Source organism: Nocardia asteroides (assembly GCA_019930625.1).
Lineage (GTDB): Bacteria > Actinomycetota > Actinomycetes > Mycobacteriales > Mycobacteriaceae > Nocardia > Nocardia sputi.
In genome coordinates this window covers 4812400-4839356 of the sequence record CP082844.1, presented here as the reverse complement: position 1 = coordinate 4839356, position 26957 = coordinate 4812400, and the positions used below count along the sequence as shown (strand labels likewise).

At 69.5% G+C, this 26957-nt stretch carries 24 protein-coding genes and 1 pseudogene; 15 read left to right on the top strand and 10 right to left on the bottom strand.

Annotated elements, in window-relative coordinates; all coding sequences use genetic code 11:
- Positions 1 to 289 precede the first annotated feature (289 nt).
- The 3 genes and pseudogenes from K8O92_22385 to K8O92_22375 all read right to left on the bottom strand — a co-directional run bounded on the left by K8O92_22385 (position 290) and on the right by K8O92_22375 (position 5827).
- Positions 290 to 1330 (bottom strand): AraC family transcriptional regulator, encoded by a 1041-nt coding sequence (locus K8O92_22385; protein UAK30638.1) that lies wholly within the window; start codon positions 1328 to 1330, stop codon positions 290 to 292.
- Positions 1331 to 1507: 177 nt separating this feature from the next.
- Positions 1508 to 2152: a pentapeptide repeat-containing protein gene (locus K8O92_22380; protein UAK30637.1), complete on the bottom strand. Its 645-nt coding sequence runs from the start codon at positions 2150 to 2152 to the stop codon at positions 1508 to 1510.
- A 463-nt stretch (positions 2153 to 2615) separates the two neighbouring features.
- Positions 2616 to 5827, bottom strand: a pseudogene (locus K8O92_22375) (ATP-grasp domain-containing protein).
- Between the two features lie 56 nt (positions 5828 to 5883).
- Between K8O92_22375 and K8O92_22370 the strand changes: the two are divergent.
- Positions 5884 to 6534, top strand: a complete 651-nt coding sequence (locus K8O92_22370) for a TetR/AcrR family transcriptional regulator (GenBank protein ID UAK30636.1) — start codon at positions 5884 to 5886, stop codon at positions 6532 to 6534.
- A gap of 83 nt (positions 6535 to 6617) precedes the next feature.
- Here K8O92_22370 and K8O92_22365 read toward each other — a convergent pair whose 3' ends face one another.
- The gene (locus K8O92_22365) at positions 6618 to 8126 is read right to left on the bottom strand and encodes an NAD(P)/FAD-dependent oxidoreductase (protein UAK30635.1); all 1509 of its coding nucleotides are present in this window, start codon (positions 8124 to 8126) and stop codon (positions 6618 to 6620) included.
- Between the two features lie 256 nt (positions 8127 to 8382).
- On the opposite strand from K8O92_22365, the gene K8O92_22360 reads away from it, so the two are divergent.
- Positions 8383 to 9528 carry an LLM class flavin-dependent oxidoreductase gene (locus tag K8O92_22360; GenBank protein UAK30634.1) on the top strand — a complete coding sequence of 382 codons (1146 nt, stop codon included), beginning with the start codon at positions 8383 to 8385 and terminating at the stop codon, positions 9526 to 9528.
- Positions 9529 to 9658: 130 nt separating this feature from the next.
- Positions 9659 to 11068 (top strand): amino acid permease, encoded by a 1410-nt coding sequence (locus K8O92_22355; GenBank protein UAK30633.1) that lies wholly within the window; start codon positions 9659 to 9661, stop codon positions 11066 to 11068.
- An 80-nt stretch (positions 11069 to 11148) separates the two neighbouring features.
- On the opposite strand, the gene K8O92_22350 is transcribed toward K8O92_22355, so the two are convergent.
- Entirely contained in the window at positions 11149 to 12033 is an 885-nt protein-coding gene (locus tag K8O92_22350) for a VOC family protein (protein UAK35878.1), read from the bottom strand.
- Positions 12034 to 12109: 76 nt separating this feature from the next.
- Between K8O92_22350 and K8O92_22345 the strand changes: the two genes are divergently transcribed.
- The 3 genes from K8O92_22345 to K8O92_22335 all read left to right on the top strand — a co-directional run bounded on the left by K8O92_22345 (position 12110) and on the right by K8O92_22335 (position 14854).
- Positions 12110 to 13060, top strand: a complete 951-nt coding sequence (locus K8O92_22345) for an Lrp/AsnC family transcriptional regulator (GenBank protein UAK30632.1) — start codon at positions 12110 to 12112, stop codon at positions 13058 to 13060.
- Between the two features lie 199 nt (positions 13061 to 13259).
- A complete protein-coding gene (locus K8O92_22340) occupies positions 13260 to 13880 on the top strand; it encodes an HAD hydrolase-like protein (GenBank protein UAK30631.1) in 621 nt (206 codons plus the stop codon).
- A gap of 116 nt (positions 13881 to 13996) precedes the next feature.
- Entirely contained in the window at positions 13997 to 14854 is an 858-nt protein-coding gene (locus K8O92_22335) for a helix-turn-helix transcriptional regulator (protein UAK30630.1), read from the top strand.
- Here the strand turns inward: K8O92_22335 and K8O92_22330 are convergent.
- Positions 14851 to 17127 (bottom strand): excinuclease ABC subunit UvrA, encoded by a 2277-nt coding sequence (locus K8O92_22330; GenBank protein ID UAK30629.1) that lies wholly within the window; start codon positions 17125 to 17127, stop codon positions 14851 to 14853. The genes K8O92_22335 and K8O92_22330 overlap by 4 nt on opposite strands.
- 124 nt (positions 17128 to 17251) lie before the next feature.
- Here K8O92_22330 and K8O92_22325 point away from each other — a divergent pair, with 124 nt between their 5' ends.
- From K8O92_22325 to K8O92_22315, 3 genes are all read left to right on the top strand, one after another.
- Positions 17252 to 17827 carry a class I SAM-dependent methyltransferase gene (locus K8O92_22325; protein ID UAK30628.1) on the top strand — a complete coding sequence of 192 codons (576 nt, stop codon included), beginning with the start codon at positions 17252 to 17254 and terminating at the stop codon, positions 17825 to 17827.
- Positions 17828 to 17897: 70 nt separating this feature from the next.
- Positions 17898 to 18035, top strand: a complete 138-nt coding sequence (locus tag K8O92_22320) for a hypothetical protein (GenBank protein UAK30627.1) — start codon at positions 17898 to 17900, stop codon at positions 18033 to 18035.
- On the top strand, positions 18032 to 18442 hold the full coding sequence (locus K8O92_22315) for a hypothetical protein (protein ID UAK30626.1): 411 nt from the start codon (positions 18032 to 18034) through the stop codon (positions 18440 to 18442). The genes K8O92_22320 and K8O92_22315 overlap by 4 nt, the downstream gene beginning before the upstream one ends.
- Before the next feature lie 15 nt (positions 18443 to 18457).
- Here the strand turns inward: K8O92_22315 and K8O92_22310 are convergent, their stop codons facing one another.
- From K8O92_22310 to K8O92_22300, 3 genes are read right to left on the bottom strand one after another with little or no spacing between them, the layout of a single operon-like run.
- Positions 18458 to 19342, bottom strand: a complete 885-nt coding sequence (locus K8O92_22310; GenBank protein UAK30625.1) for an LLM class F420-dependent oxidoreductase — start codon at positions 19340 to 19342, stop codon at positions 18458 to 18460.
- A 48-nt stretch (positions 19343 to 19390) separates the two neighbouring features.
- Positions 19391 to 19591, bottom strand: coding sequence for a hypothetical protein (locus tag K8O92_22305; GenBank protein ID UAK30624.1), 201 nt, complete (start codon positions 19589 to 19591; stop codon positions 19391 to 19393).
- An 11-nt stretch (positions 19592 to 19602) separates the two neighbouring features.
- A complete protein-coding gene (locus K8O92_22300; protein UAK30623.1) occupies positions 19603 to 20679 on the bottom strand; it encodes an aldehyde reductase in 1077 nt (358 codons plus the stop codon).
- Positions 20680 to 20789: 110 nt separating this feature from the next.
- Here K8O92_22300 and K8O92_22295 point away from each other — a divergent pair, with 110 nt between their 5' ends.
- The 6 genes from K8O92_22295 to K8O92_22270 all read left to right on the top strand — a co-directional run bounded on the left by K8O92_22295 (position 20790) and on the right by K8O92_22270 (position 25269).
- Positions 20790 to 21416 carry a TetR/AcrR family transcriptional regulator gene (locus tag K8O92_22295; GenBank protein UAK30622.1) on the top strand — a complete coding sequence of 209 codons (627 nt, stop codon included), beginning with the start codon at positions 20790 to 20792 and terminating at the stop codon, positions 21414 to 21416.
- Between the two features lie 76 nt (positions 21417 to 21492).
- A complete protein-coding gene (locus tag K8O92_22290; protein ID UAK30621.1) occupies positions 21493 to 21804 on the top strand; it encodes a nuclear transport factor 2 family protein in 312 nt (103 codons plus the stop codon).
- A gap of 43 nt (positions 21805 to 21847) precedes the next feature.
- The gene (locus tag K8O92_22285) at positions 21848 to 22987 is read left to right on the top strand and encodes an alkaline phosphatase family protein (GenBank protein UAK30620.1); all 1140 of its coding nucleotides are present in this window, start codon (positions 21848 to 21850) and stop codon (positions 22985 to 22987) included.
- A 94-nt stretch (positions 22988 to 23081) separates the two neighbouring features.
- Complete coding sequence (locus K8O92_22280; GenBank protein ID UAK30619.1) at positions 23082 to 23405, top strand: hypothetical protein; 324 nt, start codon at positions 23082 to 23084, stop codon at positions 23403 to 23405.
- A gap of 82 nt (positions 23406 to 23487) precedes the next feature.
- The gene (locus K8O92_22275) at positions 23488 to 24702 is read left to right on the top strand and encodes a transcriptional regulator (GenBank protein UAK30618.1); all 1215 of its coding nucleotides are present in this window, start codon (positions 23488 to 23490) and stop codon (positions 24700 to 24702) included.
- Positions 24703 to 24774: 72 nt separating this feature from the next.
- Positions 24775 to 25269 (top strand): DUF779 domain-containing protein, encoded by a 495-nt coding sequence (locus K8O92_22270; protein ID UAK30617.1) that lies wholly within the window; start codon positions 24775 to 24777, stop codon positions 25267 to 25269.
- Positions 25270 to 25336: 67 nt separating this feature from the next.
- Here the strand turns inward: K8O92_22270 and K8O92_22265 are convergent, their stop codons facing one another.
- Positions 25337 to 26890, bottom strand: coding sequence for a succinate-semialdehyde dehydrogenase (NADP(+)) (locus K8O92_22265; GenBank protein UAK30616.1), 1554 nt, complete (start codon positions 26888 to 26890; stop codon positions 25337 to 25339).
- Positions 26891 to 26957: the final 67 nt, after the last annotated feature.

Sequence of the window (26957 nt, the reverse complement as noted above, 5' to 3'; positions counted from 1 at the left end):
GACCGTTCCCCCGCCCGACCGTGCCGTGGCGCCCGCGGCATGCTCCGGAAGTCGTTGGCCCGACCGTAACCACAGCGGCTCGTTGCTGGTGCGAACTTCCACACCCTCCTCCTTCATCTCCCCGGCAGGCCGACTCCGAAGGCGATAGTACGGGAGCGTGGCGGGCATCCGATCCCAGTGCTGGATCGCCCCTGCCCGCTGCAGGGCAGCACGATTGCCGACGGTCTGCCGCCTCATCGCGAGACGGCGTCCTGCGCCGGACCGCTCGCTGGACGGTGCTCCGCGCCGCTCAGACCGATTCGGGTGCGTGACACAGCCGCCTGCCACGCGAGCGGAACGTTTGCGGCGGGCAGCCCTGCCAGCGGCGGAAGGCACGGATGAACGAGGCCGCCTCCGCGTAACCGAGCCGGGCGGCGACCTGTTCGGTGGTCATATCGGTATGCGTGAGCAGCGCCTCCGACATGGTCTGACGCACTTCGTCCAGCAGCGCCCGGAAGGAGGTCCCCTCCTCGTGCAACCTCCGCGACAGGGTGCGCGAGCTCATGTACAGCCCGAGCGCCACCGTCGCCTGGTCGGGGATCTCCCCCGGCGTGCGCACCAAGCGGTCGCGCACCGCCGCGGCGACGCCGGTGCGCGTCCGGTGCCGGTCGAGCAGGTCGCGGCATAGTCGGCCACAGTTGTTCCGCGCGACGTCGTTCGCCGGTGGCAGCGGCCGGTCCAGCAGACCGCGATCGAAAACCACCGCGCTCACCGGCGCCCCGAAAACCGGTACGACGCCGAAGATGTCGCGATACCGCTTGATGTCGCGTGGGCAAGCGTGGCGGAAACTGACCCGCCGCACCGGGACGCCTACGGAGAACAGCTCACGGTCGAAGGCGGGCAGCCCCGCCAGGGTCACTTCCGCGAAGAATGTCCGCATGCTGGCCGGAATGTCCGCGTCCTCGTACACCAGCCGCGCTTCGCCGCCTGCTTCCTGGACGGTCAACCGCCCGAACGGCACCGCGCGACCGACGCAGCGCAGCCCCACCTCGATCAGCTCGCGCAGCGTCCGGCTGCCCAGCAGCGCGAGTCCCCACGGCCCGCGTGAGCGCAGGTGGTGACAGACCGCCGCCGCGAGGCCGAGTCCGGGCTCGTCACCGAAGCGGCCGAGCACCGTGTGCACGATCCGCAGTTCGTCGTGCGCGGTGAGCTCGGCGCACGGGTCACTCAGCTCGGCAGGCGCCAGCGCCGTACCGGCCAGGCACTCGGCCGGCGCCATGCCTCGCTCGCCTGCGATGCGCACGAGAGCGCGCACGCCGGCGGCACTGCGAAGGGAATCCCGGTCGACCATGGCTCGCGTCCTCGATGAAAGCGGTACTGCGCGGTATCGGCGCAATGTATCAATCGGGTGTCGCGCGCATCGGCGGTTCGGCGAAATGGCGTTCCGGTATTCGCTGCCGCACAGTGCCTTTCGGCACTCGCCCGGCTATGTGGCGGCATCCGGATGATCCCACGGGTCCGGAGGCTGTCAATCCCGCACGGTGATGCCGACCGAACGCGCGAAGGCGGGCGCGAGGTCCATCAGTTGCAGACCGGTGACCGTCGCGCCACGCATGCTGTCGAGCCCGTCGGTGATGTCGAGCGCCGTCGCGCCGCGCAGGTCGACCTTCGCCAGCCGTGCCCTGCGCAGCGACAACCGGACCAGCGCCGAGCCGGGCACCGTCACGTCGGTCAACGCGGCCTCGGCGAAATCGCAATCGCGCAGCACGCAGTCGACGAAGGACACCTCGCGCAACTGGGCGCCGCGGAAGTTGACCGAGTCGAACTTGCAGCTTTCGAACCGCACCCGCCGCAGAGTCGCGCCCGCGAAGTCGACGCCGGACATCGCGCCCGACACCATTTCGCCGTCGAGCCATCCGGTGTCCGCCAGTTCGGTGCCCACCCAGCGGACATGACGCAGCCAGACATCGGCGAACCGGCTGTAGCGCAGACTCCCACGGGTGAAGGTGACCGTCGTGAACACCGACTCGCTGAATCGCGCGTGCCGCACGTCGAGGTCGTCGAGTTCACCGCCGTCCACCCGAACGCAGTCGTAGTCGCCTTCGGCCTCGAGATCGCCGTCCAAGGCGGTGAGGTACCGCGCGTAGGGCAGGTCATCGAGTTCGCGCGCCATGCACTCCTCCAATTCGTCACGAAGATCGGTCGGCGCCGAGTATTCCGGTTCGCCATGACAAGTCCGCCTCACCGATCGCGTGATCGGTCGGCGCCGGCCAGCCGGGTGGCCCGTGACAGCAGGTAGCGCTTCTGCGGAATGCTCGTCGTGAGCTCCGCCGCGGTCGAATACGCCGCGCGGGCGCCCACGCCGTCTCCGGTCATCTCAAATGGCCACGCACGGCATGCAGCCGATGGTCGTCGGCGAGACGGTCCGCGAGTGCGTCCACCAGCTTCAGCCCGGCCACGGGCCCGAGCGACATCGTCATGGTTCCGGCAGGTCTCTGCCGTGGACGTGTCGCGGGCGTTGCCCGGCTCGCCGGTCCGCGATCCCGTGGTGAGGACGGGCCGTCCTGGCACGGCGCACGATGGGGCGCGCGTTTCTCAACCGTACCGACCGGCCCGCCGCCGACCGCGGGGGGCGGTCAACGCAAGGTGGCGATCCAGCGGCGGGTGTCGGCGGGATCGATGACGTCGTCGACTTCCAGCACGGTGGCGGCGGTGAGGGCCTTGCCGTTGTCGTAGGCGAGCTGGACCAGGTTGTCGAACGCTTGCTGTCGCTCGGCCGGATCCTCGATGGCGGCCAGTTCTTTGGCGAATCCGAGGCGGACCGCGCCTTCCAGGCCCATGCCGCCGATCTCCCCGGTCGGCCAGGCGACGACGAACCGGGGGGCGCGGAATGAGCCCGCCGCCATGGCCTGTGCGCCGAGACCGTAGCCCTTGCGCACGATGACGGTGCCGAGCGGCACCGAGAGCGCGGCGGAGTCGATGAACAGGCGGCTGAACTTCGTCACCGTGCCGTCCTTCTCCGCGGCGGGGCCCACCATGAAGCCCGGTGTGTCGCAGAAGGAGACGATCGGGAGACCGTGCGCGTCGCACAGGCGCAGGAACATGCTGAGCTTGTCCGCGGCGGGAGCGTCGATCGCCCCGCCTTGATGGTGGCAGTTGTTGGCGATCAAGCCGAACGGCCGTCCTTCGACCCGGATCAGTGCGGTGACGATCCCGACCGCCCAGTCGCGCCGCAGCTCCAGTACCGACCCGACGTCGGCGACGGCGTCGATGGCGGCACGGATATCGAAGGCCCGCAGGCGATTCTCCGGAACCACGTGCCGCGACAGGCGCGGATCCGGCGCCGCCCAGTCCTCGGTCGCGCCTTGGAAGTAGGCGAGGTAGCGACGGGCGATGGAGACCGCCTCGGCCTCGTCCGCGGCGACGACGTGCACGACGCCGTTGCGACGCTGCACCTCGATCGGGCCGATGTCCTCCGGGGCGTACACGCCCAGCCCGCCGCCCTCGATCATGGCGGGACCACCCATGCCGATATTCGCGTCGGGGGTGGCGATCACGACGTCGCACATGCCCAGCAGTGCCGCGTTGCCCGCGAAGCAGCGTCCGGACACGATCCCGATCAGCGGAACCCGGCCAGAGAGCGCACCCATCGCGCGGAAGGTGGTGACGTCCAAGCCGGAGATGCCGGGATAGTCGGTGTCGCCCGGTCTGCCGCCGCCGCCCTCGGTGAAGAAGACGACCGGAAGTCGTTGCTCGCGAGCGAGTTCGAGCATGCGATCGGTCTTGGCATGATTGCGCATCCCCTGCGTGCCCGCCAGCACCGTGTAGTCGTAGGACAGCACGACCACGCGGGACCGATCGGGACCGAATCGCTCGGCGTCGATGGTGGCGACGCCCGCGACCAGGCCGTCGGCCGGGGTGTTGGCGATCAGGTCCTCCGGACTGCGGCGCAGGCGCTGTGCGGCGACCGCGAGCGCGCCGTACTCCACGAAGCTGTCCGCATCGACCAGGTCGTTGATGTTCTCCCGCGCGGTGCGCCGTCCGAGCCGATGGCGTTTGGCGACCGCCTCCGGCCTGGCTTCGTCGCGGCCGGCGCGGTGGCGAGCGCGGACCTCGGCGAGATCGGCGCGCACCGAGTCCAGGTCGACCGCGCCGTGATCCACGACCGCGCCGTCGTGTTCGGCGGCGACGAAGGTCAGCAGCGGCGCACGCGGGTCGATGACCGCACCAGGCGCGGCGACGTGGCGGCACACCCGCAAATCCTGCTCGGCGCGGACCACGTACTGCATCTTCATGGCTTCCAGCACCGCGACCTCGCCACCGGCCGCGACGACGGCGCCGGGCGCGGCGAGAGCGACCACCGTGCCGCCCATCGGCGACAGCACCGCTTCCTCATCGCCGGTCAGCGTCATCCCGGCCATCCCAGCTGTCCCGGCTATCTCGGACGCGGCGGCCTTCTGTTCGATGAACGGAGGTTGCGCGATCCCGGCGAAATCACTCGCGCGCTCCACCAACTCGCCGACATGCCGCTCGAACCACGTGGTCGGCACGACGCGGCCGTCCGACATCGCCGCCAGGATCGCGCGCAGCACGCCGGCATTGGTGTCCACGCCGGTCACGACGGTCTCGGCCAGCGCGTCCGCGCACCGGCGCAGCGCGGCCGGATAGGACGGAGCGCAGGCGATGATCTTCGCCAGGAGGGAGTCGAAACGCGCGTCCTGCCGCATCCCGGTGAACGCGGCGGTGTCGACCCGCAGACCGCCCCCGGTCGGCGGCGCGAACATGGTCAGCGTGCCCGTGCTGGGGAGTACGTCGCCACCCGGGGTGACGGTTTCGGCGTTCAGGCGGGCCTGCACCGCGTAGCCGCGCGCGGCAGTGGCGTCGGGTAGCGCGAGATCGGCCAGCATTGCGCCGCGGGCGAGATCGCATTGCACCGCGACCAGATCGATTCCCATGACCGCTTCGGTGACGGTGTGCTCGACCTGCAATCGCGGATTGACCTCGAGGAAGAACGCGTCGTCGCCGCGCACCAGGAACTCGACGGTGAGGACACCGCGACAGCCGACGGTTTCGGCGACCCGCACCGCCCAACGGTGCAACCGCTGCCGCAGTGCCGCGGGGAGAGCAGGCGCGGGCGCCACCTCGAGCACTTTCTGCTGCCTGCGCTGCACGCTGCAATCGCGATCGCCGACGGCGGCCGCATCTCGCCCGTCCGCGACGATCTGTACTTCGATATGGCGCGCGTCGCTGATCAGCCCTCGGCGTAGACCCCGTCGTCGCCGAAACCAGCCAGCGCCTCCGCGCGGCAGCGCTCGAACGCCTCCGGCAGGCAGGCCGCGTCCCGCACCGCCCGCGTACCGCGTCCGCCGCCACCCGCGGCGGCCTTCACCATCACCCCGTCGGGATGCGCGAGAAGGAAAGCCTCGACCTCGGCGACGCCCGCGCAGCGCCGGGTTGCCGGGATCACCGGAACCCCCGCGCGCTCGGCGGCCGCGCGGGCCGCGGTCTTGTCACCGAAGATCTCGAGCGCCTCGGGAGAAGGGCCGACGAACACGAGGTCGGCGGCGGCGCACGCGGAGGCGAATGCCGCGCTTTCGCTGAGAAATCCGTAGCCCGGGTGCACCAGCGCGCCCGGCCCCGCCTTCCTGGCCGCCGCGACGACCGCCGCCACGTCGAGGTAGGCGGCGGCTCCGATGCCAGGCAACGGCACGCTGTCGTCGGCCAAGCGGACGTGCAGCGCGTCCCGTTCCTCGGCGGTGTGCACCGTCGAGGTCCGCCAATCCCGCTCCCGGGCGGTGCGCAGCACACGAACCGCTACTTCTCCCCTGTTCACCACGACGACGTGCATGCCGCTCAGTGTTGTTGACATTGACGTCAACGTCAACCTGCGTCACGATAGCCTGCGTGACCCAGTCCACCTGGTCGGTGCGCGCTGCCCGAGAGCGTTCGCACACCTCCCGCCACCGCGACCTGCTCGACGCCGCGGCCAGGGTGTTCGCCGAGCGCGGCTACGACAACACCACCGTCGCCGCGATCACCGCGGCGGGGGGCGTCTCCCGCGCCACGATGTACGTCTACTTCGCCTCGAAAGAGGAGATCTTCCTGGCGCTTGCCGAGCGGGTGCGCGACGAGTTCCTCGCCGCGCAGGAGCCGGGCATCCAGGACGACGATCCGCGAATGATGTTGCGCGCCACCATCGAGTCCTTCGCCACCGCGGTCGCCACGGCGGGACCGCTGCTGCGCCTGATCCACGAGCGCGGTGCGGTGGACCCGAAGGTGGCCGCGCTGGCCGAGGAGATCACCGAACGCCCGATTCGCCGTTTCACCCGGTATCTCCAGCGCCAACTCGACGCCGGGCGCATCACCCCGGTGGTCACACCGCGGGTGATCGCGGAAACCATCGGCTACACACTCACCGCGGGCGTCCTCGCCCGCCGAACGGCGGATGAACCCGGTCGCGCCGAATATCGCGACGCCATGGGCAAGATCGCGGAAACGCTCTTGGGCCTGGTGGACGAAGACGCTCGAAACGTTCCCGGATCCGTGGGGGGTTAGGTCTTCGGTCGTATCGCGCGACTTGGTCGGCATCACGGCGGACAACGCGTCCGTGCCCGCCACGGTGTGACGCCGGAAGGCGCTCAGGCGCTGCGCGTGCCTTCCAAGGGACGTCCCGCGGTCGGCGCCTTCTGCGCCCGGCTGAACGACAGCACCCCGTCCTCGAGCGCGCCCTTACGCAGCAGCTTGCGGTCGCGGAAGTAGTTGTTGATCACCTGCCACGGACCGTTGGTGCCCTGCCGCGGCATCACCGCGTCGCCGCGCTGGATGTAGCCGGAGGTCAGCGCCCCGCCCATCACCGAATCGGCGCCGCGGTCGCCGTCGGCGGCGACGGCCTCGACCCGGGTGAACCCGTGCTTTTTCATGTGGTTGAGCACGCGGCAGAAGTACTCGGCCGCCAGGTCCGCCTTCAAGGTCCAGGACGCGTTGGTGTAGCCGAGCACCATCATCGCGTTCGGCACGCCGTCGAGCAGGGCGCCCTTGTAGACCACCCGGTCGCGCGTGACCACCGGCTCGCCGTCGATTTCCAGGCTCATGCCGCCCAGCATCTGCACACTCAGGCCGGTGGCGCTGATGACCACGTCGGCGGGCAGTTCCTCGCCGGAGGCCACACGGATGCCGGTCTCGGTGAACGTCTCGATGCGGTCGGTGACGATGGAAGCCTTGCCGCTGCGCAGCACCTTGAACAGGTCACCGTTGGGAACCACGCACAGCCGCTGGTCCCACGGGTTGTAGCTCGGGGTGAAATGGCGCATATCCAGGCCCGGGCCGATCTGCATCCGCACGGCGGCGAGCAGCAGCTTTTTGGCAGTCTCCGGGTTCGTGCGGGAAAGCTGGAAGCTCGCGCGCTGCAACGCGATATTGCGGGCGCGTCCCATCCGGTAGGCGATCTCGGCGGGCACCTTCGCCAGCTTCAGGCCGACCGCGACCGGGTCGTCGGCGGGCAGCGCGGTGATGTACGTCGGAGAGCGCTGCAGCATGGTGACGTGCGCAGCCTTGTCGCTCATGGCCGGGATGAGAGTGATCGCGGTGGCGCCGGAGCCGATCACCACTACCCGCTTGCCGGTGTAGTCCAGGCCCTCGGGCCAGTGCTGGGGGTGCACGATCTGCCCGCCGAAGTTCTCCTCGCCGGGGAACCGGGGACGGTAACCGTTGTCGTAGTCGTAATAACCGGTGCAGCCGACCAAGAAGTCGCTGGTGTAGACCTCCGTCTCACCGGTCTGTTCGTCGAGCGCCTCGACCGTCCAGGTGGCCGTCTCGCTGGACCAGCGCGCGGTGGTGACTTTGCGACCGAACCGGATGTGCTCGGTGACGCCGTACTCGGCCGCGGTCTCCTCGATGTAGCGGCGGATGTTCGGGCCGTCGGCGAGTACCTTGGTGCCGTTCCACGGACGGAAGCCGTAGCCGAAGGTGTACATGTCGGAATCGGAACGAATGCCGGGGTAGCGGAACAGGTCCCAGGTGCCGCCGATGGCGGTCCTGCGTTCCAGGATCGCGTAACTGCGCCCGGTCTGCTCCTTGGTGAGATGGCAGGCCATGCCGATTCCGGACAGCCCAGCGCCGATGATCAATACGTCGACATGCCGCGTCATTGAGGTACTCGTTTCGTCCGTCCGCCTCGCACACCATGGGGCGCGTGCTGAGGCCAGATTACGTGTTATTCATGGTTACGTCTAGACCGGATAGTGACACGCACGGACATCCGAATAAAAACCGGGCTGGTTGCAAACCGTGACCTGAGCCGGTCGAGCGCCCAGCATGGATCACCGCGGCGCGTCACCAGGCGCACCGCCCGATCCGTCCCGCTACTGGTCTCGCCGCGGTCTCCGGAAGGGAGTTGACTCGAGCATGAGTCTGTCGTTCCACTGGTTCCTGCCCACCTACGGTGATTCCCGCGGACTGGTCGCGGGCGGGCACGGCACCTTCATGTCCGGCGACCGTCCGGCCACCCTGCGGTATCTCAACCAGATCGGCGCCGCGGCGGAGGACAACGGCTTCGAGGCTGTGCTCACTCCCACCGGCGCATGGTGCGAGGACGCCTGGCTGACCACGGCGATGATGGTCGAGACCACCGAGACGTTGAAGTTCCTGGTGGCCTTCCGCCCCGGCCTGGTCAGCCCGACGCTCGCGGCGCAGATGGCGGCCACCTTCCAGCGGCATTCCGGGGGCAGGTTGCTGCTCAACGTGGTGACCGGCGGCGAGCCACACGAGCAGCAGGCCTACGGCGACTTCCTGGACAAGGCCCGGCGCTACGCCCGCACCGGCGAATTCCTGCACGTCGTGCGGGAACTGTGGACCTCCACCGAGCCGGTGACTTTCGAGGGAGAGCACATCCGGGTACATCAGGCATTGCTGGCCAACCGGCCCGACCCGGCGCCGCCGGTGTTCTTCGGCGGCTCCTCCGAACCGGCGGGTCCCATCGCGGCCCGCTACAGCGATACCTACCTGACCTGGGGCGAGCCGCTGTCGGCGGTGAGCGGGAAACTGGAGTGGATCCGCGGCCTCGCGGTGGACCACGGTCGCGTCCTCGACTACGGCCTGCGCATCCACGTGATCAGCCGGGACACCTCCGAGCAGGCGTGGGCCGAGGCCGATCGCCTGCTGGCAGGCATCGACCCCGCCGACATCGAGCGGGTGCAGGCGAGCTTGGCGCGCAGCGAGTCCGAAGGTCAGCGACGGATGTCGGAGCTGCACGGCGGCAGCACCGAGCGGCTGGAGATCGCGCCCAACCTGTGGGCGGGTGTCGGCCTCGTGCGCGGCGGCGCGGGCACCGCGCTGGTCGGCTCGCACGCCGAAGTCGCCGATCGGCTGACCGAATACGCCCGCCTGGGCATCGACCACTTCATCCTGTCCGGCTACCCGCATCTGGAAGAGGCGTACTGGTTCGGCGAAGGGGTGTTGCCGATCCTGGAGCGCAAGGGGCTGTGGCGGCATCCCAACCGCCCCACCCGCGTCGCCGCCGCCACGCCCTTCGCGGCGGCCGCCAGTAGCTGAGGGCTCGCGGCCGGTGCATCGCGCATCGGTCGCAACACCCCAGTTATCCGCGTGTCGCCGTGCGCGGCGAGAATGGTCCATCGGTCCGGTCCACCGGGCCGGACCGGCCGACCGTTCTCGTAAGGGAGTCATGACCACCGAATCAGCCCGGCGATGGCGCCGCCGCCTGCCCGACACCGCGACCGAGGCGGGCGCGCCCACGCTGGCGCGCAGACTCGGACGACTCGATCTCACCGCCATGGGCGTGGGCACCATCGTCGGCGCCGGGATCTTCGTCATCACCGGGGTGGCCGCCGCGGAGAAGGCCGGGCCCGCCATCGTGCTGTCGTTCGCCCTGGCCGGAGCGGTGTGCGTACTGGTGGCGCTGTGCTATAGCGAACTCGCGGCGATGGCGCCGGTCTCCGGCAGCGCCTACACCTACACCTACGCGACCCTCGGGGAAGGACCGGCGTTCCTGGTCGGCTGGAACCTGCTGCTCGAGTTCGTCATCGCGGGCGCCGCGGTGGCGATCGGCTGGTCCGGGACCACTGTGTCCGCGCTGGATTCGCTGTTCGGCATCACCGTCCCGCACACTCTCACCGCCGGGCCCGCCGAAGGCGGCGTGGTGAACCTGCCCGCCGTACTGATCGTCGCCGCCGTCGTCGCGGTGCTGGTCGGCGAGGTGAGCTTCACCGCACGGGTCACCAAGGTGCTGGTCGGGGTGACCATCGGCGTGCTCGTCCTGGTGATCGCCGTCGGCGCGCCGCACGCGGCCATGGACAACTGGACACCGTTCGCCCCGTTCGGGATCGGCGGCGTCATCGGCGGCGCCGCGATCGCGTTCTTCGCCTTTCTCGGTTTCGACGTGGTCGCCGCGTCGGCGGAGGAGGCCCGCAACCCGCGCCGCGACATTCCGTTCGCCATCATCGGCACGGTGCTCATCGCCACCGTGCTCTACGCGCTGGTCAGCGCTGTGCTCACCGGTATGGTGCCGTTCGAGACGCTGAACAACAGCGCGCCGATCGCGACGGCGTTCGGCGCGGTGCGCATCGGGTGGATCGGCGACGTCATCGTGATCGCCTCGATCATCGCGCTCACGAAGGGCCTGCTGCTGATCGTGTACGCCCAGGTGCGGTTGATGTTCGCGATGTGCCGCGACCGGCTGCTGCCCTACCGGCTGGCGGCCACCGGGAAACGCTCCACTCCGGTGCGGCTGACTTTGCTGCTGGGCGTGGTCGGCGCCGTCATCGCGGGACTGCTGCCGATCGACATCGTGGTGGAATTGGTCAATATCGGCGCGCTGTCGGCGTTCGCGGTGGTGTGCGTGGGCGTGCTGGTGCTGCGCCGGGCCGAGCCCGAGCGCGAACGCCCGTTCCGCACCCCGCTGGTACCGCTGGTTCCGCTGCTCGCGCTGATCGGTTGCGTGCTGCTCGCGACCACCCTCGAGGCGCTGACCTGGGTGCGATTCGGTGTGTGGGTACTGGTCGGCATCGCGGTCTACCTCGGATACGGGCGCAAGCGCTCCACGCTCGCCGCACCGCAGCCCACGGGAACGAACTGAACCGTCGCTCGTCGCGCCGCCAGGCCGGGCCTCATCCTGGCGGCAACCGACATCGGCCGACCGCCGGAAGGTATACCGACTCAGCCCGCCACGAAGAACAGACCGGCGCCGTAGGCATCACGGGCGGAGACGAAGAACCCCTCGTCCGTCTCCCGTATCGGCACGCCCGCGTTCGTGACGAGGTCGCGCGCGACCGTCGGATCGCGCACGTCGATGGTCATGGCGGCCAGGTACGACGATGCGGGCGCGGCTTCGCCGGGCAGCACCGCGGCGGCCTGTGACGTGCGCACCAGCTCCAGCCGCCCCGAGCCCATCTCCAGCACGGTCAGCGGTCCTTTGCGCACCGCGGGCACGTCCAAGATGCGGCCGTAGCGTTCGACGACAGCGTCGAACTCACCATCGGCCGCGACGATCAGCACGGCGGCGATGGCGCGGGCGCCGTTCGGGTGCGACAAATAACGCGGCTGGTGCACGTATTCGCGGGTGAGATGCTGGGCGACACCGAGCAGCGCCTCCGGCGTCGCGCTCGGATCCACGTGCACGGCCCGCGCCCGCACCGTGCGGATGCCGTTCTCGGTCTCGACGTCGCGTTCCAGGTCGAGCACGCCGGAGGCGCGCACGCCCGCCGCCGCGAGCTGTCGTCGCGCCGCCTCGGCATCGCCGGTCTCCAGGTTGAGCAGACGGAAGCCTTCGTACTCGTCGGCCATCGCCTTGGTGTGCCACGGGTCCGGCGCGGACTCGTCGACGATGCCGAGCAGTTCGAGGTAGGAGCCACCGAACAGCGCGCAGCGGTTGGCCGTGCATCCGGGTATGGGCGGCTCACCCGGTTGTGCGCTCAGCAGGTGCCGCGAACGGGGACTCAGAGCGAACCCGAGGTCGAGGTAGCGGCGTTCCAGTCCGTCGAGGTCGCGGGTGAGGATTCCGGTGTGGTGGATGGCGTCGATCGGTTTCTGCACGGCGACGATGCTCGTCCCTCCTGCGCCGCGGCGCCCGTCACCACGGTGGATTCGCCGGTTTCCGGCACTGCCCTACCCTGACGAGGTGGATTCGGTCATCTTGGACGACGTCGACCGGAGATTGCTGCACGCTCTGCAACTCGACGGCCGTGCGCCGTTCAGCAGGCTCGCACCGGTGCTGGAGGTCTCCGAGCGCACGTTGGCGCGCCGGTACCGGCGGCTGCTCGACACCGGAGGGCTGCGAGTCACCGGTGTAGCCCGCACCGGCCGCGTGGACCATGCCGAGTGGCTGGTGCGCCTGCGGGTACGGCCGGATGCCACCGCCGCGGTCGCCCGCGAGCTGGCCCGCCGCACCGACACCGCGTGGGTGACGGTCATCGCCGGCGGAGCCGAGCTGACCTGCCTGTTCCGCGTCCCCGGCGACGCTCCCCTGCCCGAGCTGGCCCGCCATCCGGCCGTCGGGTTCATCGACGCCCAGCGAGTGCTGCGGCACGTCATGCAACGCCGCTGGCGGGGACGGATGTCCGCGCTGTCGACCGAGCAGAGCGCGGCCCTGCGCGCGCCCGAGCCGGCTCCACCCGCGAAAGTGACGCCGAGCGAATTGGATCAGCGCCTGCTGCCCGCGCTGGCCGCCGACGGGCGGGCGGCGTATCCGCAACTCTCGCGGGTCGTCGGGTGGTCGGAATCCGCGGTGCGGCGGCGGGTCGAGGAACTGCGCGGCGCCCAGGTGCTCGGATTCGACGTCGAAGTCGATCCGGCGCTGTTCGGGTTCACCGTGCAGAGCCTGCTGTGGCTCACAGTCGCCCCCGCACGGCTCGTCGCCGTCGCGACCGCGCTGGCCGCCGATCCGGAGGCGGCGTTCGTCGGCGCCATCACCGGACCGCACAATCTGCTGGTGTGCGTCGTCTGCCGGGACGCGGACGCCCTGTTCGGCTACGCCACCGAGCGTGTCGGGACGTTGAGCGGCATCGATCGAATGGAGGTCAGTCCGATCAGCGGTTACGCCAAACGCACCGCGCCACCGAGGCGCACCTGACGCAGATTTGCACTCGATGCCGAATGGTTCGGGGCCACAAGCGCTTTCGTGACATCGACTGCACCGGAGGTTCCACGTGAATCACGCCAGCCACAGCCGGCCTCGCCGACGCTGCGGCATCCCACCCGCCGTGCATCGGAGTTGTGAATCACACCAGCCGGACCGGCGGACCCCAGCGCCGGCGATTAGGGTCGAGCAGGTGACCTGGACCGTGGGCTTCGACCTCGACATGACGCTGATCGACTCGCGGCCGGGCGTCGCGCGAGCCATCGACATGCTCGGCGTCGAGTTCGATCTGCCGCTGTGCGGGACGACGTTCGCCGATCGGCTCGGCCCGCCGCTGGCCACCCTGCTCGTCGAAGCGGGCGCGCCCGAGGAACTCGTTCCGGCTCTGGTGACCCGCTACCGAGCGCTGTACCCGACGCTCGTATCGACCATTCCCCCGATGCCGGGCGCGCAGGCGGCCCTGGCGGCCATCGAGGCCCGCAACGGACGGGTGCTGGTGGTCACCGGCAAACACGCCCCGCTGGCGCGGCTGCACATCGTCGAACTCGGTTGGCGGATCGACCATCTCGCGGGCGACCTGTGGTCGGCGGGCAAGGCGGCGACCCTGCGCGAACAGGGCGCGCATCTCTTCGTCGGCGACCACGTCGGCGACATGAACGGCGCACGGGCCGCGGGCGTCCTCGCGGTCGGCGTGAGCACCGGACCGTGCACGGCCGCCGAACTGCGCGCGGCAGGCGCCGACGTGGTGCTCACGGATCTGACCGAGTTCCCCGCCTGGCTCGAGACGGAGTTCGGCGCGGTCACCACCGGCTAGTGCCCCACCTCGCGGCGCGGCGTCGGAACGCGCTGCGCGCGCCCGACAGCGCATGCGCCGCCTACGGGGAGTAGCCATCCCACCTCCACGACGGTCGGCTGCGGCATGATCGATATGTGGATCGAACCGAGCTGGCCGCGTTGCTCAGGCAGGCGCGTGACCACGTGCGCCCGGGCGATGTGGGGCTACCTGCGGGCCAGCGCAGACAGGTCCCGGGGTTGCGCCGCGAGGAGGTCGCCCAGCTCGCCGGTGTCAGCGTCGACTACGTGGTGCGCCTGGAACAGGGGCGCGGCCCCCGTCCCTCCAGCTCGGTGCTCGCCGCGCTGGCCCGCGCACTGCGGCTCAACGACGAGGACCGCACCCTGCTGTTCCAGTTCGCGGGCGCGGCGCCGCCGCAGGAGGGCAGCATCGACATGGTGGTGCGGCCGAGCGTACTGCGTCTGCTGGACCGGATGGCCGATCTGCCCGCGCTGGTGCTGTCGGCCAAGGCCGACGTGCTGGCTTGGAATCCGATGGCGGTCGCGCTGCTCGGTGATTTCTCCGCGTGGCCGCCCGCCCGGCGCAACATCATCTGGCAGCGTTTCCTCGGCACCGAGCCCGGACGAGTCGCGATGACGCCCGCGGAAGCCGACAACGCCGCGTCGTTGTCGGTCTCCGCTCTGCGCAGCGCCCGCGCGCGCTACCCCGACGATCCCGGCCTCCTGCGCTTGGTCTCCGAACTCCGTTCGCGCAGCGCACGATTCGAGCAACTGTGGAACGCGCGGCGGTCCGGGCAGTGGCGCAGCGCGACCAAAACGATCGAGCATCCCGACCTCGGAATGCTGCGTCTGGACTGCGATACCTTGCTGGTTCCGGACACCGACCAAGCCGTCGTGGTGTACTCGGCGCCGCCCGGCAGCCGGGAAGCCTCGGCGCTGGAGCTGCTGCGGGTGACCGGAACTCAGCGATTCACGGTGACGAAACCCTCCGGCTAGCTACCTGCTTTGTATCGGCGCAGGTATTCGCCGGTCAGCGAGGACGGGTGCGCGAGCAGGTCGGCGGGCGGCCCGGTGAAGACGATCTCGCCGCCGTGCTTGCCGCCGTCCGGTCCGAGATCGATCACCCAATCCGAATGGGCCACCACATCGAGGTTGTGCTCGATCACCACGACGGTGTTGCCCCGGTCGACCAGGCGGTCCATCAGTGCGAGCAGTGTGTCCACGTCGGACATGTGCAGCCCCGTGGTCGGCTCGTCGAGCACGTAGACGCTTCCGGTGTTCTGCAACTGGGTCGCCAGCTTGATCCGCTGGCGCTCGCCGCCGGACAGCGTGCTCATCGCCTGGCCCAGGCTGAGATAGTCCAAGCCCACCTCGTTCATGGTGCGCAGCTTGGTGTGCAGCGCCTTCTCGGCGAAGAATCCGAGCGCTTCCTCTGCCGACATCTCCAGCACGTCGGCGATGGATTTGCCGCGCAACATCAGGGCGAGCACGTCATCGGAGAAGCGCCGTCCGTCGCAGGCGTCGCAGTGGGTGGTCACCGGATCCATATACGCGATCTCGGTGATGATCACGCCACGGCCCTCGCACTGCTTGCACGCACCGGCCGAATTGAAACTGAACAGGCCCGCGGACTCCCCCGTGGCCTTGGCGAACAGTTTGCGGATAGGGTCCATCAGCCCGAGGTAGGTCGCGGGCGTGGATCGGGACGACGCGGCGATGGGCGACTGGTCGACGAAGATCGCCCCGGGGTGCTCGCGCACGAACACGTCCCGGATCAGGCTGCTCTTGCCCGAGCCCGCGACGCCGGTGATGGCGGTCAGGATGCCGGTGGGGATGCCGACGGTCACGTTCTTCAGGTTGTGCACCGTCGCGTTCTCGATGAGCAGTTCGCCCGTGCCGGTCCGGAAGGAGTCCTTCACCCGGAACGGCCGGCGCAGACCGGCGCCGGTCGGGGTGTCGGCCGCCCGGAGATCGGCGAAACTGCCCTGGAAGACCACCTGTCCGCCGTGCACGCCCGCGCGCGGTCCGACGTCGACCACATGGTCGGCGATCTGGATGACATCCGGATCGTGCTCCACTACGATCACGGTGTTTCCCTTGTCCCGCAAGGCCTTCAGCAGGTCGTTCAGCCGACCGACGTCCCGCGGGTGCAGCCCTACGCTCGGTTCGTCGAAAATGTAGGTCAGACCGATCAGCGTGCTGGACAGATGCTTGATCATCTTCAGCCGCTGGCCCTCGCCCCCGGACAGAGTCGAGGTCGGCCGATCCAGGCTCAGATAACCCAACCCGATATCGGCGACGCGCCGCAGCGCGGTGCGGATGGCCCCGGCCAGGCCGACCGCGGCCGGGTCGGTGATCTCGTCGAGGACCTCCATCAGGTCGGTGATCTGCAACCGCGCCCAGTCCGCGATATTGCGCCCGTCGATCTTCGTGGCCAGCGCCGCCTCGTTCAATCGGGCGCCCGCGCAGGTGCCGCACACACCTTCGGTGAGGAATTGCCGCATCTGCTCACGGGTCTTCTCGCTCAACGTGGAGGTGTCGCGTTGCAGCCGGGTGCGCGTGAATTTGGTGGCGATGCCTTCGTAGTTCGCTTTCCACGTGCCTTTGCTGAAGGTCAGCTCGACCTTGCCGCCGGTGCCGTAGAGCAGGTCGTGGAACTCTTCGTCGGTGTAGTCGGCCAGCTTCTTGTCCGGGTCGAAGCGGCCGGAGGTGCCGTACATCTGCCACTCTCCGCCGCCCACGCCGTATCCGGGCAGGAGAATCGCCCCTTCGTTCAGCGACTTGGTCCGGTCGACCAGCCGGTTGGGGTCGGCCCGGACGGTGACGCCGAGACCGTCGCAGTCCGGGCACATGCCCTGCGGGACGTTGAAGGAGTAGTTGTAGACGAACCCCGCCGAGGGCGAACCGAATCGGGCGAACATGGCCCGCACCATCGAGAAGATGTCGGTCATCGTGCCGACCGTGGAGCGCGGACCGCCGCCGACCGGCTGCTGATCGATGATGACCGGTGCGGTGAGGTTCTCGATGGCCTCGGCGTGCGGGCGTTCGTAGCGGGGCAGGAAGTTGAGGATGAAGGCCGGGAAGGTCGCGTAGAGCTGGCGCTGCGATTCGACCGCGATGGTGTCGAAGACGATCGACGACTTGCCCGAACCGGAGACACCGGTGAAGACGGTGATCTTGTCCTTCGGGATCTCCAGCGACACGTCGCGCAGGTTGTGCTCGTTGGCTCCGAGCACTCGGATGGCATCGAGCGATGCGGGGGAAGGCATACCGCACACCTTGCCATCCGAGACCGACAAAATGCTCCAGCAAATGTGATGTAAATCACATAAATGTGTACTCCGAGACGACCGCGATCGCGTGCGGGCCCGAGCCGTCCCTACAGTGGCTGAAGTGCGCGACGATCCCTATTGGAATCACAACACCCGCTACCACCCTTGGCTGCTGAAGCAGGTGCCGCGCTCGGCCCGCACAGCGCTCGACATCGGCTGCGGTGACGGACTATTGGCGGGCAAGCTGGCCCGCCACGGGCTGGCGGTCACCGGCATCGACATCGACGCGGACATCCTCACCCGCGTCCCCGCGATGGCGGGCATATCCCTCGAACGGGCCGACTTCCTCGAATACACAGGCTCTTTCGATGTCGTGACCACGGTGGCGACCCTGCACCACGTTCCGCTGCGGGAGGGCATCACCGCACTGCGCCGCCTGGTCGCGCCGGGCGGTGTCCTCGCCGTCGTCGGGCTCTGGAACATGACTCCGCGCAAGGACTTCCACTACTTCCCCGTGGCGCCACTCGTCTGGGCGACGGACGCCCTGCACCGGCGCGGCGGCCCGAATGCGCAAATGCGCGATCCCGTGGACGATTACGCCGACATACGTTCGGCCGCAAGAGAACTCCTCCCCGGGGCGCGGATGCGGCGACGGCTCATGTGGCGCTACACGCTGCTGTGGCACAAGCCCGCGTGAGCATCCTGCCCGAGGCGGATCGCGCGGCTAGAGTCGTGGCATGCCGTCGCCTCGGGAGCACAGACCGCGAATGGCCACCCGCACGCTGCCCGACGACCTCGTCGCCCGGCCGCTGGGGAGTGGTGTAGCGGAGCAACGAACGCTTCCCCTGCCCGCTCCACCGCTACTACCGGGCGGGGAGGTGGACGCGCACGCCGGCGTAGCGTGAGATCCCCGGCGAGGCTGGGCGGCGTCGTCTTCGACGCCGCGGCGGTCGTAGCGTTCGCCAATCGCGCCAACTATGCCCAAGCGGTCGTCTGGGCGACGGTCGACGCGGGCAACACCATCGTCGTACCGAGCACCGTCCTCGCCGCGGCGCGCACGCATATCCCCGCCGACCGGCTCGACATCCTGGCTGTGCTGGTCGGCCTGCCGCACACTGTGGTTCCGTCGTTCGACCACACCATCACCCCGCCGCCGGCGATCCGGCACGGTGCGGGACCGACCGCCGACGCCCTGTTCGCCGCGGGCCACGTCACCCGGGAGGCGGTGGCCCGCGCGTGGCCCTGCCTGACCAGCCGACCGAGAGAACTCCGGCAGATCGATCCGCGCGTCATCATCGACCCGCTGCCGTGAATTCGGGCCTGGGGATCAGCGCAGCAACTCGATGACCGGGGCGAACTTCTCCATGCTGTCCTCGAGGACCGTGATGTAACTGATGCCGTAACGCTCGCGCCGATCGCGCAGCCGGTCGGCCATCTCCTCGGGCGTACCCATGAGCAGGATCGGGTGATCTTCCGGGGAGTCGGCGACGTCCGGCGGCAGCGCCGGGCCGAAGACCTCCAGGACGCTCGCGCGTTCGGCCGGCGGGACCACCCGCTGCACGAGGATGTTGAACTCGACCTTGTCCAGCCGTGGACCGAGCAGCTCCCGGACGTAGGCGACGCGCTCCTCGGTTTCGGCGAGCCCGGCCATCTGCAGCGGCCCACCGTTGCGCGAGGCCGCGGCGCCGGTGAAGGCGATGATGTCGGCGTGCCGCGCGGCGACAGCGAGCAACCGGTCACCCCAGCCACCGATGAGCACGGGCGGACCCGTCGGCTGCGCGGGTTGCGGCTGATATTCCGGCTCGGCGAACAGCCGGCGCAGCGTGATAACCGTCTGTTCCAAGTGCTCGACGCGCTTGCTCCCGCTTTGGAACGGGATGCCCGCCGCCTCGAATTCCGCCTGGACATAGCCCGCGCCGAGCCCTAGTTCGATCCGCCCGTCGGTGAATTGATCGGCGCCTGCCACGTCGCGGGCCAGCAGCACCGGGTTGTAGAACCCGGTGTTGAGCACGAAGGTGTTCAGCCGCACCCGCTCGGTTGCCTCGGCGGCCAGGATCATCGCGGGGAACGGCGCGGGCAAGCCGAGATGGTCGGCGACGCCGACCACGTCGAAACCGAGTTCCTCTGCCCGACGGCACTTTCCGATCCAGTTCGACCGGTTCTCGGGCACCACCATGTTGACACCGAACCGAAAGGGGAGCTGCGCAGTCACGGGTCCTGTCTAGCGAACCGGGCCGCGGCCGTGCACGTCGGGGCCGGTTCAGCACTGGCTGAGCGTGCCCGCCGCGACCGCGATGCCCAGCAGCGCCACGAGGGCGGCGGCAACCGGCGCCGGGCGGTGCAGTGCCCGGCGGACCGGTCCGGACGCCGTCCGCCCGGCGAAGTCTCCGCCCGGGGACCTACGTGCGAACCAGCGCCGCACCACGGCAGTCGTGGTGATGATCAGTGTCGCGATCAGCATGACGACAACCCTCAGACGCTCGCGGCGCGCGGTGCGGCAGCCCGGGGTGCGGACTTGCGCCGGGGCGGTGTGACAATTCCGTGCCGCAGCAGGCTTTCGGCGGTGTCCACCAGCGTCTCCCGCACCGGCCGCATGGTCCAGCCCAGCTCGCGCCGGGCCTTCTCGGCGCTGAGCGATTCGGTGCGTCCCAGCGTCGGCAGCGTCAGCCGGACGCCCTTGTCGAAGAGGGCGACCGAACGCACCACCCAGTTCGGCAGCTGCGTGGTCGGCACCCGGAACCCGCGCGGCGCGTATTCCTCGGCGAGGATGCGCGCCATCTCCGCCATCCACAGATGCTCACCCGCGCAGATGTAGCGGTTGCCCGCGGCCTCGGGCGTCTCCAGCGCGAGCCGGTGCGCGACGGCGAGATCGCGCACGTCCACCGGCGCCCAGCCGACCTGGGGCGCGCCGGGGACGTCCCGGTCGAGCAACCTGCGCACGGGCTCGTGCGAGGTGCTCGTGTCCGTCGACAGCAGCGGTCCGAGAACCATGCCGGGATTGACGACGACCAGTTCGAATCGCTCGCGGGACGGGAGCTTCGCGACGAAATTCCAGGCCGCCCGCTCGGCCAGCGTCTTGCTCTTCTGATAGGCCGGGCTGCGCTCGACCACCGTCCAATCGGCCTCGGTGCGCAGCGCGTCCTCGGTGTGCCCGTAGGCGATCGCGGCGATCGAGGAGGTCAGCACCACCCGGCGAACCGTGCCCGCGGCGGCGCAGGCGCGCAGCACGCGCAGGGTTCCTTCGACCGCGGTGTCGACGAGTTCGCGCTCGTCGTCCGGCGGCGTGGTGGGAAACGGCGACGCGACGTGCAGGACGCCCGCGCTGCCCGCGACGGCGGACACCCAGCCGTCCTCGCCGTTCAAATCGGCTTGCGCGAACTCCAGCTCGCCCCCGGTTCGCCGGGCCAGCTCGACCAGGTGTGCCCGTTTACCGGTGGCGGCGAGATCGCGAACCGTCGCGCGCACGGCGTAGCCGTGCTCCAGAAGTTCGGCGATAACGTGACCGGCGACGAATCCCGTTGCGCCGGTGACCGATACCTGTGTGCCCATTTCTTCACCCGTCTCGTGGAGTGGCTACCCGGCACTCATCTGAGCGCCGCTCAGATAATCTAAGCACCGCACAGTTAGGTTGTCCAGGCCGCGTCGCATACGCTCGGACGGTGACGCGGACCAGTTACCATCACGGCGCCCTGCGCGACGCGCTGCTGGCCGCCTGCCTGCGTTTGATCGAGACCGAGGGGCTCGCGGCGGTCAGCCTGCGCCGGGTGGCGCGCGAGGCAGGCGTGAGCACCGCCGCGCCGTACCACCACTTCCCCGACCGCGCCGCCCTGCTCGCGACGCTGTCCACGCAGGGTTTCCAGCTGCTCGGCGCGCGACTGTCGGCCGCCCGCGCCGAGGCTCCGACGCCCATGGCCGCCCTGACCGCACTGGCGAACGCCTACGTGCGGTTCTCCCGCGAGCAACCGGCCTACTTCCGCTTGATGTTCCGGCCTGAGCTCTCCCAGCCCGACAAGCACCCCGACACCATGGCGGCGGGCGACGCGGCTTTCGGAGTCCTGGCCGACGCGATCGCCGAGTGTGTTCGCGCCGGGGAGCTGCCCGCCGACAAGGCCGACACACTGGCGGTCACGTTCTGGGGACTCGGCCACGGGCTGGCCTCACTGTGGCTGGATGGACAGCTGGAGAAACGGGCGGGACAGTTCGGCACCACCGGCACGGCACTGGTGGACGACGTCATGCGGACCTTCGCGACATTGATCGAGCCGAGCGGGCCGTCGCTGACCTAGAGTGGACGCCAGACGTTTGCTGTCCAATGCTTCTCACACCGATTGCTTCTCACACCGATCCGAGGAGATCACACGGATGACCGCGCAGCTGGATCCGACGGTGCAGGAGTTCGTCGACGCGCTCAACGCCAATGATCAGGACCGTTTCTACGCCGTTCTCACCGACGATGCCACCATGTCCGACGACGGTGTGGAGCGCGATCTCGCCCAGTGGACCGAAGCGGAGATCTTCGACAGCAACGCACGCATGCGGATCGAGTCCGTCGGCGACGACGGCACGGAACTGGTTGCCGAATATACCAATTCACGCTGGGGGTCGATGCGGACCACGTGGCGTTTCGTCCTGCGCGACGGCAAGGTGACCCGTTTCGAGACCGGACAGGCCTGAATACCCTTGCCATGCACCCGCCGACGTTGACATCCTGACCTTCGTGTTCGTCGCGCCGCGTTACGGTACCGGTTCCCTGGCCGATCTGTTCCCCTCCGTCCTCGCCGGTCTCGGCGTACCCGGCGAGGAGGACCGGCTCGGACTCGGGCTGAACGCCGACCGGGTCTGCGTCCTGTTGGTGGACGGGCTCGGCTACGAGCACCTGGTGGCGAATCCCGCTGCCGCTCCGTTCCTGACCGGTCTCGCGCCGATCGGGCTGACGGCCGGTTTCCCGACCACGACGGCCACCAGCCTCACTTCGCTCGGGGTGGGCGTTCCGCCCGGCGAGCACGGAATCGTCGGCTATCTGTTCCATATCCCCGGCTACGACCGGCTGTTCACCCCGCTGTCCTGGCGGCTGCACGGCGCGCCGAAATCCGATCTGCGCGACGAACTCGTTCCAGAGGAATTCCAGCCTCGCACAACGGTGTTCGAGCGCGCCGCCGCCGACGGCATCACCGTCGCCCAGGTGTCACCGCGCGATCAGGCGGGGTCGGGACTGACCAAGGCGGTGCTGCGCGGTTGCCAGTTCCGCCCCCAGCTGTCCTTCGGTGACCTCGTCGCCGAGGTGGGCGAGGCGTTGCGCGCCGGGTCGCGTTCCCTGGTCTACACCTACCACGGCGATCTGGACCTGACCGGACACGTACGCGGCCCCGCGTCGCGCGCCTGGGAACTCGAGCTCGCCAACGCCGACCGACTCGCCACCGCGCTCGCCGACGAGCTGCCCTCCGGCGCGACCCTGCTGGTCACCGCCGATCACGGCATGGTCGAGCTGGACGACCGCATCGATTTCGACACCACCGCCGCGTTGCAAGAGGGCGTCCGCGCGCTGGGCGGTGAGCCACGCGCCCGCCACGTCTACACCGTGCCCGGCGCCGAATCCGACGTCGCGGCGGCCTGGCGGGCCGCACTCGGCACGGACTTCGAGGTGCTCGGCAAGGAGGAAGCCGTGGGCCGAGGCTGGTTCGGCCCCAGGGTCGATCCCGCGATCGTTCAACGCATCGGCGATCTGGTCGTGGTCGCCGGTGGGCGGCGTGGCGTCATCCGCACCGGCGCCGAACCATTGCAGTCCCGGCTGGTCGGCCACCACGGTTCGCTCACACCGGCGGAGATGAACGTCCCGCTCTGCGTCTTCCGGGCCTAGCGTTCGCCGGTCGGCGAACACTCGCCCGCGATGGCTCTAGTCTGGAGTCCGATCGCGGCGGGCATCGCCGTGCGCGGACCTTCAGGAGGAGCCCATGAACACCACGCTGTCACGGACCGGCCGGACCGGCCTCGGGATCGCGATGGTCGCCATGGCGCTCGCGGGCTGCACCGACATCGAACGCGCCCTCAACCGCGGCGGCGACACGCCGTGCAACGAGTACATCAAGCAGGACCAGGACACCAAGCGCACGACGATCACCAAGTTCGTCAAGGAACAGAGCCGCGACGACCGCGAGCCGGCGGGAACGGTGGTGGACGCGACGATGGTGTCGGTCGACCTGCTCTGCGGCGCGCAGGCAAACGCCGAAACCCCGATCAAGAATGCCGACGTCGCAGGCTTTTTCATCCGGAAGTGACCGCGGCGTCACTCGCCTCCTCGTCCTGCGTACGCCAGAATGAGAAAGCGAAGACGAGCTCACACGACGATGGGTCATCCACGTGGCGCAGTCCCACACCCTCATACAGCAGCGGGTCGAACTGGAAAGAGAATGGGAGCGTTGGGCGACGACTCCCCTGGCGACCGCCAGGTCCCGGAACACCGTCCTGCGCAGCGAAGTAGCACAATCCTGGCGGCGGTCGTTGCACACCGTCGATCCCGCGACCACGATCGCGCCCGGCGTCGACGACATCGGCGACCGTTGGGCCGCCTCCCCACTACGTGAACCGGTCACGGCGCTGGCGGGTGAACTGCGCGCCGTCACCGAGGACTCCGGTTACCTGGCCGTGGTCACCGACCACGCGGGCACCGTCCTGTGGTCCTGCGGCGACCGAACGCTGCGCAGGCAGGCGGAGCAGGTCAACCTCGCGCCCGGCGGATGCTGGGACGAAAGCCACATGGGTACCAACGGTGTGGCCCTGGCGTTGCACACCGACCGGCCCGCCGCGGTGTTCTCCGCCGAGCATCTGGTCGCCGCCCTACACGGCTGGGTCTGCTATTCCGCGCCGATCCACGGACCCGACGGCAGACTGGTCGGGGCGTTGGACCTGTCCAGTTCCTGGGACCGCTCCCATCCCGCGGTGCTCACCTCGGTCCGCGCGCTGGTGACGGCGGTGGAGACGATGTTGCGCACCGCCACGCCCGCACCGGCACCGGGAATCCGGCTGGAATGTCTCGGTGCGGCACGTCTGCTGCGCGATGCCGTGCCGGTACCCCTGCCGCCCCGGCAACTGGAGATCCTCGCACTGCTGGCGCTGCAGCCGGACGGTTTCACACCGGAGCAGTTGCATGCCGCGCTGTACGGCGATCGCGGCGTGTCCGCCAGCACGCTCAAGGCGGACGTCTCGCATCTGCGCCGCGCGATCGGCGGCGAGATCACCAATCGCCATTACGTTCTGACCGGGCCGGTATCTTGCGACGCCGTCGACCTGCTCGCCGCCGTCACAGCGGGCGACACCACCTCCGCGGTGTGGCTGTATCGCGGGCCATTGCTGCCCGGGTCCGAGGCGCCCGGCGTGCTGCAGTGGCGCGATCACCTCGACGTCGGTGTGCGGACCGCCGTGCTCGCAGGCGACCGAGCCGAGCACGCGGTGGCGTTCGGCGAACGCGCGCCGCGCGATATCGCGGTCCACGAGCACGCGTTGCGCTTGCTGCCTGCTGACGACGTCCGTCGCGCGGTGGTCGCGGCCCGTCTCCATACGGCGTTGCGCGACTGAGGTTTTCCCACCAACCTCGCACCAACCTCGGCGGACGATAGTGGACCCGGTCCGAGATATCTGCGAGGAACCATGAGCTACACCAGACCGGGGGCGGGTCTCCGGCACCGTCGACTACCCGACGCACTCCGGCCACGTCATCCACGTCGGCCGAACCGCGCGGCGATACCGCACCGAACGCGCCGGGTGGACATCACCGAGCGCGCCAGGGCGGTCCTACGACGCATGATCGACCAGCACGGGGCGGTCCTGCTCCACCAGTCCGGCGGGCGCCTCGACAGCGGCACGCCCAGGTGCCTGCCCATCCGGGAATCCCGGATCGACGGCGCGGATGTCCTCCTGGGAACCCTGCCCTGGCACACCGAATTGTGGATCAGCGCGGAGCAATACGAGCACTGGAAGCACACCCACCTGACCGTGGACGTGGCCGAGGGCCCCGGCGGCAGCGCTTCGGATGCTCTCGAGGATTCGCGTTTCGTCATCAGATCGCGGCTGCTCACCGACGAAGAAGCAGCGGCGCTGGCGGCAGGGGGGCCGCCGCGCACCGGAGCCGACCGGTTGGCGTGACCCTGCACGAGTGAACCGGCGGATCGTCCGCCCGGGTGGGCACGACCACCCGGGCGGGCCTCGCGCGTCAGCGTCCGGGCAGGAAGCGCAGGCTGCGGGCGACGCTCATCAGGAACGGCTGCCACTTGTCCTTCGGGAACAGCTTGGGCGCGTCCAGATTCATGAACCGGGTGACCACGATCGACTGCGGTTCGGTGAACTTGAGCAGGCCGTCCGGTCCGTGGCGGCGCCCCACACCGGAGATGCCCATGCCCCCCATCGGGGCCGCGGTGGTGCCCCAGGCGGGCGCGTACCCCTCGTCCACACAGACCGTGCCCGCGTGCAACCGCGCCGCGATCCGCTCGCCGTCGGACTTGCTCGCCGCCCAGACCGAGGCATTCAAGCCGTAGTCCGTGTCGTTGGCCAGGCGCACGGCCTCCTCGACGCTGTCGACGGGGTAGATAGACACCAGCGGGCCGAAGGTTTCGTTGCGACCGCATTCCATCTCGTCGGTCACCTCGCTCAACACGGTCGGCTCGAAGAACAGCGGCCCCAGATCCGGGCGGGCCTTGCCGCCGGTCAGCACCTGTGCTCCCTTCGAGGTGGCGTCCGCGACATGCTTGGACACCGTCTCCAGTTGCGCTTCGGAGATGAGGCTGCCGATATCGGCCGAATAGTCGTAGGCGGCACCGAGTTTCGCGGCGTCGACGGCGGCGACGAATTTCGCGGTGAACGCCGCGGCGACCTGCCGCTCGACATACAGTCGCTCGATCGAGATGCACAGTTGCCCGGCATTGGAGAAGCAGGCGCGCACGGCCGCCTTGGCGGCGGCGTCCAGATCGGCGCCCGCGGTGACGATCATCGGGTTCTTGCCGCCGAGTTCGGCGGAGAATCCGATCAGCCTGCGGCCGCACTGTTCGGCCAGGGTGCGCCCGGTCGCCGAGGAACCGGTGAACATCAGGTAGTCACACGCCTCCACTATGGCGGTGCCGACCACGCCGCCGGGGCCGGGGACCACCGCGAGCAGCTCACGCGGCAGGCCCGCCCGGTACAGCAACTCCGCGCCGGCCAGCGTCGAGAACGGGGTCTGGCTGTCGGGCTTGACCACCACGGCATTGCCCGCCAGCAGCGCGGGGATGGAATCGCCGATCGACAACAGCAGCGGGTAGTTCCACGGAGCGATGACACCGACCACGCCTTTGGGCTGATACCGGACCGAGGCGCGGTTGAGCACGGGAAAAGCGCCCGGAACCCGATGTCCGCCCAACAGTCCGGGGGCGATCTCGGCGAAGTAGCGGGCCGCGAACATCAGGCCCATGATTTCTTCCTGGGCCGCCCAGCGCGCCTTGCCGGTCTCGGCCTGCACCACGTCCATCAGGAACTCGCGGTGCTCCACCACCAGCGCGCGGTAACGATTCAGCACCGCGGCGCGCTCGGCCACCGGCCGGGCGGCCCAGTGTTCCTGCGCGGCGCGCGCCTTGTCGAAGGCCGCCGCGACGTCGTCCGCGGTGCCCACCGGCACGGTACCCAGCGGATTCCCGGTGAACGTCTCGGCGATCGTCCTGCTCTGCCGGTCCGCGGGCGCCGCGATCGCGGCCAGCGCGCTGAGGCGGTCGAATACATCGGCTTCCGGCGCGGGCATCGTTGCCTCCTACTTGTGAGTAACTTCGAGATACACACAATCTACGCCCCTTATCGCTCGCGATGAA